The organism is Deltaproteobacteria bacterium, from assembly GCA_013151235.1.
Taxonomy (GTDB): Bacteria; CG2-30-53-67; CG2-30-53-67; order CG2-30-53-67; family CG2-30-53-67; genus JAADIO01.
Map to the genome: position 1 here is coordinate 37,495 of JAADIO010000061.1, position 14,117 is coordinate 51,611.

The window sequence follows — 14,117 nt, forward strand, 5'->3', positions numbered from 1 at the left end:
GAAATCCTTTATATTTGATGCTCTCGTAAAAAGTTGTTTTCCGGATTCCGTTCATGGTTCGACAGGCTCACCACGAACGGAATATCAATCACTTACACCGTTCGCCCTGAGCTTGTCGAAGGGCTTTTCGTGACTTTTTACGAGTCCATCATATTTATCCTCTTTCTTCTCGGAACGCTCGGCACCGCCCACGCGGAGATTCTCGACCGAATCGTCGCCGTTGTCAACAACGATGTCATTACCCTAAGCGAGCTGAAACAGGCGGAGACCTCTATCCTTCAAACCGGCCCGTCTTCCTCGAAACCGGCCCCGGCCAAACTCCTTAACGAACTCATCAACAAAAAAATAAAACTGCAAAAAGCCAAGGAGTTGGGGATCGTCGTCTCCGATAAAACCGTGGACGACGGCGTCAACGAGATCGCCCAACGAAACGGTCTGACGGAAACAATTCTGAAAGAAAAACTCAAGAAGGAGGGCATCCCCTGGAACGACTACAGGGAACAGATCCGCGACCAGATAATTCTGACTCGGATGCTGAACCGGGAAATCCGCTCCAAGATTGTCCTGCTCCCCGAAGAAGCGAAGGAATACTATCTGAAGCACCAGGACCGTTTCGTCCGTAAAGCAAAAAAACATATCCTCAGGATACTGCTGACCCTGCCCGAAGGAGCAACACAGGAGATCATCGACGCCCGAAAGGAGGAGATGGAGAAATTACGAAAACGGATCGTAAGCGGTGAGAATTTTCGGCAACTTGCGATTCGTACCTCTGAGGGACCGGAAAGCAAAAACGGGGGAGACCTCGGTGACTTTGCCGAAGGTGAACTCCGGGAAGATTTGAGCCGGGCGATTGCAGGATTGAAGGCCGGAGACGTCTCTTCCGTCTTCCGGACACCGGAGGGAATTACCCTTCTGATGGTCGAAGAGATCAAAAAGCCCAAACCCATTCCTTTTGAGAAGGTCCAAGATTCAATCCGGAAGGCCCTCTACCAGGAAAAGGTAAAGAAAAAATACGAGTCCTGGATCAAGGAGCTACGCGAGGAAGCCTACATCGAGATTAAACTCTGATCACATTCTTTTTTCCCATATGTTCTTCTACGATCCGGGCCAGGACATTGATGAACTCGGGGTCGATGTTGATCGATTCGGTACGGCGGTATTCCGTAATCCCGCGTTCCTTCGCCCGGTCCCGGTAGAGCATATCGATCTCGTAGAGGGTCTCGATATGATCGGAGACGAAGCTGACGGGGACCATAAGAAGCGCCTTTTTTCCCGCAGCGGCAAGCCGGTCGATCACCTCTTCCGTGCCGGGCCGCATCCACTTCACCGGACCGCTCCGGCTCTGGAAGGCCAGGTGATGGGAGATCCCGTCGACACGTTCGACAACCCCTCGGACGGTCTTTTCGATCTCCGATAGATAGGGATCACCCTCGTCGATCATCCTCTGAGGAAGGGCATGGGCCGAGAAGACGACCTCGACTTCGTCCCTGCATTCTTCCGGAAAATCGGCAAGTCCCTCCCGAACTTTTGATGCCAGAACATCGAGATAAGCGGGGTGGTCGCACCAGCTCCGGACGGCGGTATATTCTTTCCTGATCCCGGCTTTTTCAAAAGCCCGGTCGAGGTCGTTCAGGCTGGACCCGGTGGTGGTCCGGGAATAGTGCGGGTAGAGGGGAAGGGCGATCACCTTATCCGCCTCTTCCCGTTCGATTTCGGCAACGACCTCGGAGGCGGTGGGAGAAGTATAGCGCATGGCGATCCGGACGGAGGCATCGATCCCGGATCTGCGAAGCCGATCCTGCAACGCCTCCCCCTGCTGTTGCGTGATCTTCAGGATGGGGGACCCCCCTCCGATTTTCCGGTAGTTGTCGAGAACGTTTTTCAACCGGAAGCAAACGATCAGGCGAGAAAAGAGAGGCTGCAAGGGAAGACGAATGATCTCCCGGTCGGAGAAAAGGCGCATCAGAAAGGGACGGACTTCATCAAGCGTTCCCGGCCCCCCGAGATTGAGAAGAATCACGGCGATCTTCTGAGACATCACCCGCTCTTTTTGCTGTAACGATGGACGGCATCGATAAATGCCTTCGCATGATCCTCCGGCGTGGGGGGGAGGATCCCGTGACCGAGATTGAAGATGTGCCCCGGCGCACCGCCGTTCAATTCGAGGATCTTTTGCACCCGCCGCTCAATCTCCGGAATCGGAGCAAAGAGGGCGGTGGGGTCGAGGTTCCCCTGGACGGCGGTTCCCGGTCCGAGAATCCGTCGGGCTTCATCAAGATCAATCCGCCAGTCGATACCGACCACATCGGAGCCGGCTTCTTTAATCTTTGAAAGCAGGGCCGATCCGGTTCCCACATAATGGATCACCGGAACGTCTTCCCGGTTCACCCCTTCGATAACCCGCCTGGTGTAGGGAAGCGCAAAAATCTCGTAATCGCCGGGACTAAGAATCCCTCCCCAGGTATCGAAAATCTGGACGGCCTGGGCGCCGGCGGCGATCTGGGCATTGAGATAGCGGATGATCGTCCCGGTGATCTTGTCCATCAGAGCGGCGTAGAGGTCGGGTTCCTGATACATGAGGCTCTTGAGGTGGATATAACTTTTTGAGCCGCCTCCTTCGACCATGTAGGTCGCCAGGGTAAACGGAGCACCGGAGAAACCGATAAGAGGGACCTTCCCTTCCAGTTCTTTGCGAAGCAGCCGGACAGCCTCCATCACGAAGGGGACCGACTCCTCCGGGTCGGGAACACGGAGGGCATCAATCTGCGCCCGGTTCCGGATCGGGTCGGGAAAGAGGGGCGCCGGGGTGAACTTCAGTTCCATCCCCATCGGCTCGATCGGGATCAGGATGTCGGAAAAGAGGATGGCCGCATCAACACCGACCTCGTCCACGGGAAGCAGGGTCGCCGCGGCCGCCAGTTCCGGAGTCTTGCACATGGTCAGAAAGTCCGCCTTCTTCCGCAGCTCCCGGTAACTTTTCAGAAACCGGCCTGCCTGCCGCATCATCCAGACCGGGGTCTTCTCTACCGGTTCGCCTCGGCAGGCCCGTAAGAACAGATCATTGAATGCCATAACTTCTCCCTTTGAAAAGTCGATTCTTCACCAGACGCAAGGAACGCAAAGAGAACGGGTAACTGATTGTTTTCGTTCTTTTTATTTGCTCGTCCAAGCCGTTGATCTTGACCCTGAACTTTGTGCCTGTGTGCCTTTGACCCGCTGTGTCTCGTCTTTCTTCCCCGTGACTCCCCGTGTTCCCTGTGGTTCAATGCTTTTGCTTTTGACTCTGACCTTTCTTTTCTCCGCGTCCTCTGCGTCTTTGCGGTGAGTGCTTTTCGCCTTTGATTATTGTTTCTCTCTGTGATCTCTGTGTGCTCCGTGATAAAAGTGTTTCCGCCTACTTTTCTTTCCGCATCTTGATCGGAATATAATTGCAAAAGGGCTCTTCCGCCAGATAGTCTTCATGGATCGCGTCGGCCCGCGCCCGGCAACCACCGCAGACGTTGATATATTCACAGGCGCCGCATTTCCCCTTGTATTTCTTGAAATCCCGCAGATCCCGGAACAGCTCCGAATTCTCCCAAATCTCCCGGAACTTCTTTGTTTTCACATTCCCCGCCGATTTCGGGAAATAGCTGCACGGCTTCACCTCGCCGAAACAATCGATCAGACAGATCGATTGCGCCGCAATGCACCCCTTACCCCCGCCGGTGGAAAACTTCAGGCTTCGCCGCTCAAAGGGAATCCCCTCGGCCTTGGCCAGTTGCGGTACGAGCCGGTAGTAATGGGGGGCACAGGTGGGACGCATGAGGATCTCCTTCTCCTTCTTCTCCTGCTCGTAGTGCCATTTCAGGATCTCTTCGTAGTCCTCCTTGGAGATCAGCTCGGCGGTAATCGCCTCTCCCCGGCCGGTCGGAACGATCATGAACATGTACCACGCCGTCGCCCCCAAATCCTTCGCCAGATGGAAAACGTTGGAAATATCGGTTTGGTTCCGACGGGTAAAGGAGGAATTGATGATGAACTCAATGCCGTGCTTCTTCAAGGTCCGTGCGCCACGGAGGATCCCTTCGAAGGAGCCCTCACAGTCCCGAAAGTTGTCATGGATCTCCGCGGAGGAACCGTCGAGGCTCAAAGAGACGATCCGAATCCCCGAGGCCTTGATTTTCTCGCAGATTTTGTCATCGACAAGGGTCCCGTTCGTGGCCATGCACATGCGGAGGCCCTTTCCAGTCCCGTAGGCGGCCAGTTCAAAGATATCTTTCCGCAGGAGGGGCTCCCCGCCGGAAAGAACGACGACAGGGCTGCAAAACTCGACAATGTCATCAATGAGCTTCTTCCCCTCCACCGTGGTGAAATCTCCCTCCGAAGCCGTGAGATCGGAGGAACAACGGCAGTGAACACAATGAAGATTGCACCGCTGTGTCGTCTCCCAGGCAATCCATTTGGGGATAAATTCTTTGGTCATAGGTTTCCCCTGTCTCCGGTATAATATTCACGTATCTGTATATTTTTATCACAAAGAACAGCTGAATTCAATCCGAATAGCATTATATTTCTACCAGATCCTCACCCGCGCCTTGATCCCCCGCTTTTCCATTATATCCTTTATATCCGGGACATCCTCCACGAAGAAGTGGTCCACATGGTCCAGGGAGGTCTTGAGGCGCCCGGAGAGATCCTGGAAATCGTCCAGGGTGCCGGGAAGTTTCTCCGAGACGATGGAGAGATTCTTCATCGTCTTCCCGAGGTTTTCGGCAAGGTCGGGTGACTTCTTTTCAAGATCGGACGTCAGTTTCTCCAGGCGGGCAAGGATGAGATTCAGGTTCTTCGCCGTCTTTGGAGCATTCTTCCCGAAGGAAACGGAGATCCGCTCCAGGTTGTGAATGGTGCGGTTCAGCGATTCCTTGTTGTCGGAGATCAGATCCTTCGCATCCCGGGTCAGTTGATCCAGGTTCCCGATCGTCCGGTCCAGCTTCCCGCTGTTGTCGGCCAGGGTCTTCACCACCCGGCTCAAATTGTCCGCGAAGCCTTCGGCCTCAAAACGGTCAATGAAATGCCCGACCTTGTCGACAAACTGATTCATGTCGATTGCCTTGGTCGCCTTCGTGATCACATCACCGTCCCGCAAGGGGCCGGCCGTGCTCTCCGCCGGGATGATCAGTTCCAGAAAATTCTCCCCTAACAGGCTTTCGGGACGGATCTTCGCCTCCACATCACGGGGGACCACCACATCTCCGGTCAGACGGATCTTGACTTCCGCCTTCCCCCCCCTGAAGGCCAAGGAGGTAATCTTCCCGAAGTTCACCCCCTTGATCTTCACGTCCCCCCCCTTCTTCAGCCCCGTGGCGTCATTAAAAACGACCGTCACCTCACGCCCCTGATGCAGAGAAAAGGATCCGACTTTGAAAGCGAGGTAAAAAAACATTGCAATGGCAAGGAGAACGAACATACCGAGTATGACAAAACGATTCCGGCCCATGAGGTCCCTCTCATAATTCCGCTGTCAGCAATCCGCTGTCAGCAATCCGCCAAAAAACACCATTGTTTCCCTTGCATCCCATCAATGCAGATCAAGATCAAGATTCACAGACAGGCGGCACGATCTGAATCGGCCCCTCCGAACTGCGGCCGAAAAACTGCTTTAACACATCATTGTCCATGGTACGGACCTCCTCCTTCGATCCGAAGGCCACCAGTTTTCCCGCCCAGAGCATCCCGATATAATCTGCAATCTTGAAGGTACTTTGAATATCATGACTGACAACGATGAAGGTACATTTCGAACGTTGCTGCATCTCCAGGATCAGGTTATCGATCGAATCGGCCGTCACCGGATCAAGCCCCGATGAAGGTTCGTCGAAAACGACAATGTGGGGCTCCAGGGCAATGGCCCGGGCCAGCCCCACCCGGTTCCGCTGCCCACCGGAAAGTTCCGAAGGCCACCGGCAATCGGAATTGGCCATCCCCACGGCGGCCAGTTTTTCGGCAACAATCTCACGGATTTCATCCTCCGGCAGGTTCCGATGCTCCCGTAAGGGAAAGGCCACATTCTCCCCCACGGACATGGAGTCGAAAAGTGCCCCGTTCTGAAAAAGGACGCCGAACTTCTTCCGGAACTCGTAGAGTTCTCCGGGAGGCATACGGGAAATCACCTCTCCGTCAACAATGACCTCCCCGGCATCGGGCTTCATCAGACCGACTAAAAGCTTGATGAAGATGCTCTTGCCCGTACCGGACGGCCCGATAATCATGGTGATCTTCCCCTCGGGAATCACGCATGAGACATCATCGAGGACCACAAGGTCATCGAAGGCCTTGCTGACATGACGGTATTCAATCATAATTACATAAACATGATCTGCGTCAGGACAATATTGATAAAAACGACCGCCGTGGACATCCGGACCACGGCAAGGTTTGTCGCCACCCCCACTCCCCTGGCCCCGCCCGAGGCGGTATAGCCGCTGTAACAGGAGACGGTCGTTACGATCGCTCCGAAGACCGACCCCTTGACCATCCCCTTCAGCAGATCCTGAATCGTAATATTGGCGAACACAAGATCCATGAAGGCGCTTCCATTCAGATGGAGTTGAAAAACCGCCACGAGATATGCTGCAAGAGTACTCACAAAATAGGTAACCACCACCAGGAGCGGAAGAACCAGAATGGCAGCGAGAATCCGTGGAAGGATCATGTAGGGATAGGGATTGACCCCCATCACCTCAAGGGCGTCGATCTGTTTCCCGATCCGCATGCTCCCGATCCTCGCCGCCATTTGCGTTCCCGCCTTGGCCCCGGCAATCAGCCCGGCAATCATGGGGGAAAGTTCGCGGATATTCGCTACGGCTACGAACATTCCCACCAAGTCCTGTGCCCCGAACTTCTTGAAGATGACATACCCTTCCACGCAGAGATTCATGCCGATGAAGGCCGCCACCGGGAAGAGGACCGGCAGGGACCGGCTGCCGATCGTGTTCATCTCATCAATGAAGTTTAGAAAATAGAACTTCCGGGAAAAAAGGCTCCGGACCGACTCCATGAGAAAGAAGGCAAACCGGCCGAACTCCTCGAAGAGAAAATCAAGAAGCCCGCGGGACTGGAGGGAGGGTAAGGCCATATTTGCATCCTAGAAACTGAAGCCGAAAAAGGCTGTCGTCAGGAAATAGTTCATCACCATGATGGAAACCACCGAAGAGACGACGGTATCGTTCGTCGCCTGCCCCACACCGGCCGCCCCGTCCCGGACATGGAAACCGTAATAACAGGAGATGAGGATCACCAGGAGCCCGAAACAGGCCGCCTTGATAATTCCGCCGCTAATGTCCGTCATGCTCAACCATTTGAAAAGGTTCCCCATGAAACCACCGCCGTTGGAGCCTTGCACCATCACCGTGATGACATAGCCGCCCATGATCCCCGTAAAGGTGCCGATCAGGGTTAATATGGGGGTAATCAGGAGACCCGCCAGCATGCGCGGGACAATGAGGGCCTTATAGGGATTGACGGCCATGACCTCATAGGCGTCGATCTCTCCCTTGACCCGCATCGCTCCCAATTCGGCGGCAATCTCCGCCCCCGTCTGGGAGGCAACCATGATCGCCGTCATCACCGGAGCAATCTCCCGGAACAGTGTTACGGAGAGCAGGCTGCTTGTCATCGTCGTAGCACCGAAGATTGCAAAGACCTTGAGACTCTCCATGGCCATCACGGCACCCATGGGAGCAAGGACAAAGAGGATCGGGACCATGCAATGAACGCACATCCGTTCCATCTGTTCCAACAGGTTTCGGAAATAGAATTTCGGAGAGAAGACCGCAAACAGGACGTCCAGAAAAAATCGGGCGATCCTCCCCAGAGCTGGAACCACGGGGAAGTAGCGGGTAATCATCTCGGCAGCCCATTCCATGACGGTTCATCACCCCTTTAACCTGAGAACTTTCGCTTCGGAAGATCTTGACAGCTCTTTCAGCGATCTTTAGAACCGGGCCTATCATAGTATGAAAACCGTTGATTTGTCAACAAAAGGGGGAGCGAAGGAGGCTCTTTGCACACCGGTCGAGAATATGATTTCATTGACAAGGCAGCACGGACATAGTATGAAAGAAAAGTCGTCACCTCCATCACACTTTACGAAAGAGTCACCATGAACCCCCGCCTCCGGAAATGTATGGGGATACTTATTTTGACCGTAGCCTGCGGCGGAGAAAAAAGCAAGACCTGCACGACACCGGAGGAAAAGGTCAAAACCTCCCAGGGGGAACCAACATTCAGATTATGAAAGCAGGAAAATAATTATGCCCTCATCCCCAAAAAGACCCTTACTGCTCTTAATCCAGCCCGCACAGGAAAGTGACCGGCTCGGGACAAAACGGAGGCGTACGACCGGCTTTCCGAAGGTCACCCTTCCTCTGCTTGCCGCCTATGCGGAGGAACGCTTCGATGTCCGTATCGTGGATGAAAGTGTGGACGACATCGACTTCCGTATGAAGCCCGACCTGGTTGCAGTAACGGTCCTGACCCTGACGTCTAAACGGGCCTATGAAATCGCTGATGCCTTCCGGAAAGAGGGAGTCAAAGTTGTCCTCGGGGGTCCCCATGTCTATTTCTTCCCGGAAGAAGCGGCAAAGCATGCGGATGCGCTTGTCCTGCGGGAGGCCGAAACGGCCTGGCCGCCACTCCTGAAGGATTTCTTAAACGGCGACATGAAGGCCCGATACGAAGGGGAGCACCTGCACGATATGAAAGGGCTTCCCCGTCCCCGGCTTGAGTTGCTCAGACGCAATGCCTACCACACTGTGAACGTGATCGAAACGGGAAGAGGATGTCCGCACCGATGTACATATTGCAGTGTAACACTCTACTGGGGACATACATTCAGATTGCGACCGATTGAAGAGGTCATCGAGGAGATACGTTCCATGCCTCCGGGGGAAATCGCTTTTATCGATGACAATATCATCGGCTCACCCAGGCGTGCCAAAGAACTTTTTCGAGCCATTACCCCGCTGAAACGGACCTGGGCCAGCCAGGCGGACCTCAAGATCGCAAGGGATCCCGAACTCCTCCGGCTCTGCGCCGAAAGTGGATGCCGCTGGTTGTTCATGGGTCTTGAGAGCGTCAATTCAGAAAACATCGCCGACGTGGGAAAATCCCGAACGAATCCCGTGGAAGAGTACGCAGCGTCCATTGCCACGATTCATCAGGCGGGGATCAAAGTCTTGGGCTCCTTCATCTTCGGCCTCGACCATGACACAAGTGACGTGTTTGATAACACCGTCGATTTCTGTATCCGCAACGGACTGGCTGCAGCAAACTTTTATATTTTCACACCCATGCCGTTCACAAAGCTCTTCGACGAGATGAAGGACGATGGACGCATACTTCACGAAGACTGGTCGAGGTATGATGCCAACCATGTGGTCTTCAAACCCAAAAACATGACCCCGGAGGAACTGATGGAAGGATACCTCGGGGCCTACCGGTCGTTCTACGGAACCTCCTCGATCCTTCGGCGGACATTGCAGCACCTGCCGAGACGGCCTCTGCAAGTTCTTGCCTACAACCTGGCCCGAAAATTTCACTACAAACGTTTCCGGGAAGTATGCGAATGGTAACCGCCGCAATCCTGTCCGCTGAAAAAAAGACAAGAATTCCCTTGACATGATGATCCGGATGTGGTCTACTGTGAGGCATAGTTTGGGTTGTGCAGATATATCATCGTAAATCAGATAAATATAAACCGCACAGATTGTCAAACCTGTGCGGTTTTCTTTTTTTGGTCATCGGTCAAAACTGCACATTGGGTTATTGTTTTATACCGAAGACAAAGGAGAACAAAATGTCAGAAGGTACAGTGAAGTGGTTCAACGACGGCAAGGGTTTTGGTTTCATTGAGCAGGAAGATGGTCCTGACGTATTCGTCCATTTTTCCGAGATTCAGGATGAAGGCTTCAAAACCCTGGAAGAAGGTCAGAAGGTCAGCTTTGAAGTCAGCCAGGGGCAGAAAGGCCCCCAGGCCTCCAAAGTGATCAAGATGTAACTCTTAAACAGAGGTTACGAACCAAAAAGCTCCGAGGGAAACCACGGAGCTTTTTTTATGCCCTCATTTGCTTCGCACACAAGATTTAATGGTGTCGTAAAAGTTGCTCACAAAGTTCCGTTCATGGTTCGACAGGCTTCCGAGCATGGTGAGCTTGCCGAACCACACGAACGGAATATCAATAACTTACACCGTTCGTCCTGAGCGGGCCTGTGCTGAGCCGGCCGAAGGGTCGAAAGGCTTCGTAACTTTTTACGACACCATCAAGATTTCGGAATCCCCAAAGTTGACCACAGCGGGATTATACATTTTCCCTGGAAAAGAAAATCTTGAAACCGGAGGGGGGAAGGCTAAAATCAGAGAAACCGGAAAGTACCCGGGTGTTCGGACCCAAAAACGCCTCAAAAAAAGGCACCCCTTCCGGAAAGAGGGGAGGGAACGACTCGATCCGACCGGCCTGTTCTTTTGCGGGATCCCGGTTGAGCAGGAGGAGGGCCGATTCCGTCCGATCGAAGGTCGATTTCCGCAAAGCGCAGATCCGGTCATTGCCGCAGTCGATGACTTCGATCGGACCGTCCTCATTGAAGACGGAGTGTCCCTTTTTGAAGGCATTGACCTCGGTAATGAATCCGGTAAGATCGATCCCCGTCTCCTCCCAGTCGGAGGGGCGGGTCGAAACGACATGAAGCCGTTTCCGGAATCCAAATTCGAACCCGATCGGCATCATTACCGCCGTGGAGAAGAGGGCGGAAAAGAGGTAGCGCTGCCTGATCGCCGCCACATTTCCTTCCAATTCTTCGGCCAGCCGGTTCGTATCGTGGGATTCCGCGAAGCTGACGGAGGGGGCCCATTGTGCGTTTTCGGCATACTGGTCCAGACACCAGGGCGCCTCGAAGTCCCAATACTTTGAGCTGTTGAAGGTGTAGTCGAACCCGGCCTTCGCCAGCCGGACCACATCCTCAATCGTGCAGCCGAGGGTCTCCGCAAAAAAGAGGGTCCCGGGGTAGATTCCTTTGATCTTCCCGATCAGCGACGCCCAGAGTGCATCGGGCACCTGGTAGGCGGCATCGCACCGGAACCCCTCGAATCCTATCTCATGGTAATTGAGGACCAGATCCTCCCAGTAACGCCGGAGGTTCTCCCGGTCGGGGGAGCATTCGTTGTCGATCTCGGCCAGGTCCCCCCAGACGGCGACGCATTTGTCTCCCTCCCAGGCCGAGGGGTGAACGATCTTCCCCTTCTCATCCCGGCGGTACCAGTCGGGGTGTTCCTTCAATAGAGGGGAGTCGATGGCGGTATGGTTGATGACAAGGTCCATGATCAGGTGAAGCCCCATCCCGCGCGCCTCCTCCACAATCCGCCGTAGCTGTTCCATCGGCGGAAGTCCGTTGTCTGCAACAAACAGCGGATTGACCACATAATAATCCTTTACCGCATAGAGACTCCCCGAAAAACCGGGCTGGTGAAACGGGTTGATGAAAATCCAGTTGAAACCCATGCCGCACGCCCGTTCGAGGTGGGGGCGCCAACGGTCGAAGGGGCCGGCGATCAGCGGGAAAAGATTGTAAATCCGCGCTCCTTCCGCAACGGGGCGATGTCGTTTCATGAACGTCCTTTCGGTGAATTTGGGAAGTGTAGCCGAGGGGAGGTCGCCCTGTCAATGGGAGAAAAATCTTGCCCTGCTTCGGGAAGGTATGCTAATTTCCTGAATAAAAAATTCCCTGCTCCACCGGAAAGGACGCCTCATGCGGAAGACAACCCCCCTGATTCTGCTCCTTATTGTTGCAGCACTGATCGGCTCCTTCTTCTATTCCCGGGCACGCAACCGGGCACTGACGGAAGAGTTGGAGAAGCTGCAACAGGAGATCACTGCGTTAAAGACCTCATCGGCAAAAACGGAAAATCTTCTTGCCGCGATCAACAAACGGCTCAACCCGCCGCCGAAAACGACCTGGATCGGGATTGACGACGACCCGATGCTGGGAAAAAAGGATGCCCCGGTCACGATCATTGAGTTTTCCGAGTTCCAGTGCCCCTACTGCGCCCGCTTTGCGTTGAACACATTTCCGGAGATCCGGAAAAAATATATCGATACGGGGAAGGTCCGTTTCGTCTTTCGTAACTATCCGCTGGCGTTCCACAAGAACGCTGCAAAAGCGGCGGAAGCCGGGGCCTGCGCCGCCGAGCAGGGGATGTTCTGGAATCTTCATGACATCCTCTTTCAGCACCACGACACGCTGACGCAGGAAAACCTGAATCGCTACGGCAAGGAGGCCGGCCTCTTTATGGATGACTATCTTTTCTGCATGGAGAGCGGCAAACATACCGTGGAGATCCAAAAGGACATCCGGGACGGGAAACGGGCCGGCGTCACGGGGACCCCGAGTTTCTTCATCGGAGTGACCCGGAAGGATGGCCGGATCAAGGGGACGATCCTCCGGGGGAGTGAGCCCTTCGCCGCCTTCCGGTCCCTGATCGAAGAAAAACTGCAGGAAGCCGCATCCATGATGGTGTCGTAAAAAGTCATGAAGCCCTTCGACAAGCTCAGGGCGAACGGTGTAAGTTATTAATATTCCGTTCGTGGTGAGCTTGTCGAACCATGAACGGAACCCGGAAAACGACGTTTTACGAGTTCATCATCCATGGCCCCCCGTTGAAATTTCGATGAAAATTCTTGACACTCTCCCGCTTTCCATATAGTTTCTTGAAGTTTCAGAAAATTTTATTTTTCGAATTCATTCAGGCAAATGTTGAAACTTTTTTTCCGGCACAAATGGGGTCCTGCGCTGCTTATCCTGCTGCTGGCCGCCCTGGTCTTTTTCTACAATCTCGGAGACATCTCCCTGTGGGACCCGGATGAACCGAGGGGGGCGGTGATCGCCCATGAGATGTTGCAACGGGGCGACTGGATCCACTTAAGCTACAACGGTCATCCGGTCACGGATAACCCTGCGCTGGTCAAACCTCCCCTCTACTACTGGAGTATTGCCCTCTTTTCGGCACTCCAGGGGCATGTGGATGAGTTTTCCGCCCGTCTTCCCTCGGCACTGGCCGGGATCACCACGGCAATCCTTGTCTTTTTCCTGGGGGCAAGGATCTTCGGGACAAAAACGGGGTTTCTCGGAGGACTGATCTTCATCAGCAACCACATGCTCTTTGAACAGGCTCGTTCCGCCGAGATCGATATGACCCTGACCTTTCTCATCACGGCCGCCCTCTTTCTCTTCTACCACTGTTATCATGAGCATTACCGGCCGGGGTGGCTCTACCCCGCCTACGCCGCCCTGGGCCTTGCCGTTCTGGCCAAGGGGCCGGTGGGGGTCATTGTTCCGCTGATGATCGCCTTTCTCTATCTCCTGGCCCGGCGGGACCTGAAGGCCATCGGAAAGATCAAACTCCCGGCGGGTCTGCTGATCATCCTCGCCGTCGCCTCCCCCTGGTTCATCCTGGAAGGACGGGCCTTCGGTGCCGAATTCTTCTTCCGGCAGAATTTCGAGCGTTTCTTCCACGCCTTCGATCACATCCAACCCTGGTACTATTATTTCGTTAAACTTCCGATCCACTTTCTTCCCTGGACCCTCCTGCTTCCGGCGGCCGTCGCCTACTGGTTCCGCCGACGGAAGGAGAAAAATCCAGGGCGGACCTTTCTGCTCATCTGGTTCATTGCGACCTTCGTCTTTTTCAGCCTCTCCCAAAGCAAACGGTCGCTCTATATCGTTCCGCTCTATCCGGCCCTCTCCCTTCTCGTGGCGGAAGCACTGGAGAGGATCTCGTCGGAGCAGAACCTGGCCTCTCTTCTGCCCTGGATCCGGGGAGGGGCGGCCTTTTTTGCTCTTCTCCTCGTCACGGCGGGAGGGACCGCCGCCTGGCTCGCGGCCACCCGTTTTCATGATCTTGCCCGGCCGGTCGCCCTTCTTGTCGCGGCTGCCCTGGCGGGCGCAGCGCTTCTCTACCGGATGATCCGGAAAGGGGAAGGAAGAGGGATCGTGACGGCCTTCCTGGTCTGTGCCTTCGGTCTGGAACTCCTCATGGCGGGGGTGGTCTATCCTTCCATCGACGTCAAGAGTCGTTCATCAAA

Annotated in this window: 13 protein-coding genes; 5 read left to right on the forward strand and 8 right to left on the reverse strand. The window is 54.5% G+C overall.

Going from position 1 to position 14,117, the window contains the following annotated elements; translation table 11 throughout:
• Window positions 1-129: 129 nt before the first annotated feature.
• Window positions 130-1,068 carry a hypothetical protein gene (locus GXP58_11215; GenBank protein ID NOY54166.1) on the forward strand — a complete coding sequence of 313 codons (939 nt, stop codon included), beginning with the start codon at window positions 130-132 and terminating at the stop codon, window positions 1,066-1,068.
• On the opposite strand, the gene hemH is transcribed toward GXP58_11215, so the two are convergent.
• From hemH to GXP58_11250, 7 genes are all read right to left on the reverse strand, one after another.
• Window positions 1,058-2,038: a ferrochelatase gene (gene hemH, locus GXP58_11220; protein ID NOY54167.1), complete on the reverse strand. Its 981-nt coding sequence runs from the start codon at window positions 2,036-2,038 to the stop codon at window positions 1,058-1,060. The genes GXP58_11215 and hemH overlap by 11 nt on opposite strands.
• Entirely contained in the window at window positions 2,038-3,072 is a 1,035-nt protein-coding gene (gene hemE, locus GXP58_11225; GenBank protein ID NOY54168.1) for a uroporphyrinogen decarboxylase, read from the reverse strand. Before hemE ends, hemH begins: the two co-directional genes overlap by 1 nt.
• A gap of 322 nt (window positions 3,073-3,394) precedes the next feature.
• A complete protein-coding gene (locus GXP58_11230; protein NOY54169.1) occupies window positions 3,395-4,465 on the reverse strand; it encodes a radical SAM protein in 1,071 nt (356 codons plus the stop codon).
• A gap of 90 nt (window positions 4,466-4,555) precedes the next feature.
• Window positions 4,556-5,479 (reverse strand): MCE family protein, encoded by a 924-nt coding sequence (locus GXP58_11235; GenBank protein NOY54170.1) that lies wholly within the window; start codon window positions 5,477-5,479, stop codon window positions 4,556-4,558.
• Between the two features lie 97 nt (window positions 5,480-5,576).
• Window positions 5,577-6,341 carry an ABC transporter ATP-binding protein gene (locus tag GXP58_11240; protein ID NOY54171.1) on the reverse strand — a complete coding sequence of 255 codons (765 nt, stop codon included), beginning with the start codon at window positions 6,339-6,341 and terminating at the stop codon, window positions 5,577-5,579.
• A 2-nt stretch (window positions 6,342-6,343) separates the two neighbouring features.
• Window positions 6,344-7,117, reverse strand: coding sequence for an ABC transporter permease (locus GXP58_11245; GenBank protein NOY54172.1), 774 nt, complete (start codon window positions 7,115-7,117; stop codon window positions 6,344-6,346).
• Between the two features lie 9 nt (window positions 7,118-7,126).
• Window positions 7,127-7,906 (reverse strand): ABC transporter permease, encoded by a 780-nt coding sequence (locus tag GXP58_11250; GenBank protein ID NOY54173.1) that lies wholly within the window; start codon window positions 7,904-7,906, stop codon window positions 7,127-7,129.
• Window positions 7,907-8,294: 388 nt separating this feature from the next.
• Between GXP58_11250 and GXP58_11255 the strand changes: the two genes are divergently transcribed.
• Together GXP58_11255 and GXP58_11260 are read left to right on the forward strand one after the other, a co-directional pair.
• Complete coding sequence (locus GXP58_11255) at window positions 8,295-9,614, forward strand: B12-binding domain-containing radical SAM protein (protein ID NOY54174.1); 1,320 nt, start codon at window positions 8,295-8,297, stop codon at window positions 9,612-9,614.
• Window positions 9,615-9,838: 224 nt separating this feature from the next.
• A complete protein-coding gene (locus GXP58_11260; GenBank protein ID NOY54175.1) occupies window positions 9,839-10,039 on the forward strand; it encodes a cold-shock protein in 201 nt (66 codons plus the stop codon).
• Between the two features lie 301 nt (window positions 10,040-10,340).
• On the opposite strand, the gene GXP58_11265 is transcribed toward GXP58_11260, so the two are convergent.
• A complete protein-coding gene (locus GXP58_11265) occupies window positions 10,341-11,645 on the reverse strand; it encodes an alpha-amylase (protein NOY54176.1) in 1,305 nt (434 codons plus the stop codon).
• A gap of 139 nt (window positions 11,646-11,784) precedes the next feature.
• Here GXP58_11265 and GXP58_11270 point away from each other — a divergent pair, with 139 nt between their 5' ends.
• Both GXP58_11270 and GXP58_11275 read left to right on the forward strand, forming a co-directional pair.
• A complete protein-coding gene (locus tag GXP58_11270) occupies window positions 11,785-12,558 on the forward strand; it encodes a DsbA family protein (protein ID NOY54177.1) in 774 nt (257 codons plus the stop codon).
• Window positions 12,559-12,786: 228 nt separating this feature from the next.
• The coding region (locus tag GXP58_11275; GenBank protein NOY54178.1) for a glycosyltransferase family 39 protein at window positions 12,787-14,117 on the forward strand (1,331 nt) is incomplete at its 3' end.

Coding starts and splice junctions, on each gene's coding strand:
- hemH (NOY54167.1), bottom strand. CDS start 2,038: ATGTCTCAGAAGATCGCCGTGATTCTTCTCAATCTCGGGGGGCCGGGA.
- hemE (NOY54168.1), bottom strand. CDS start 3,072: ATGGCATTCAATGATCTGTTCTTACGGGCCTGCCGAGGCGAACCGGTA.
- GXP58_11230 (NOY54169.1), bottom strand. CDS start 4,465: ATGACCAAAGAATTTATCCCCAAATGGATTGCCTGGGAGACGACACAG.
- GXP58_11235 (NOY54170.1), bottom strand. CDS start 5,479: ATGGGCCGGAATCGTTTTGTCATACTCGGTATGTTCGTTCTCCTTGCC.
- GXP58_11240 (NOY54171.1), bottom strand. CDS start 6,341: ATGATTGAATACCGTCATGTCAGCAAGGCCTTCGATGACCTTGTGGTC.
- GXP58_11245 (NOY54172.1), bottom strand. CDS start 7,117: ATGGCCTTACCCTCCCTCCAGTCCCGCGGGCTTCTTGATTTTCTCTTC.
- GXP58_11250 (NOY54173.1), bottom strand. CDS start 7,906: ATGGAATGGGCTGCCGAGATGATTACCCGCTACTTCCCCGTGGTTCCA.
- GXP58_11255 (NOY54174.1), top strand. CDS start 8,295: ATGCCCTCATCCCCAAAAAGACCCTTACTGCTCTTAATCCAGCCCGCA.
- GXP58_11260 (NOY54175.1), top strand. CDS start 9,839: ATGTCAGAAGGTACAGTGAAGTGGTTCAACGACGGCAAGGGTTTTGGT.
- GXP58_11265 (NOY54176.1), bottom strand. CDS start 11,645: ATGAAACGACATCGCCCCGTTGCGGAAGGAGCGCGGATTTACAATCTT.
- GXP58_11270 (NOY54177.1), top strand. CDS start 11,785: ATGCGGAAGACAACCCCCCTGATTCTGCTCCTTATTGTTGCAGCACTG.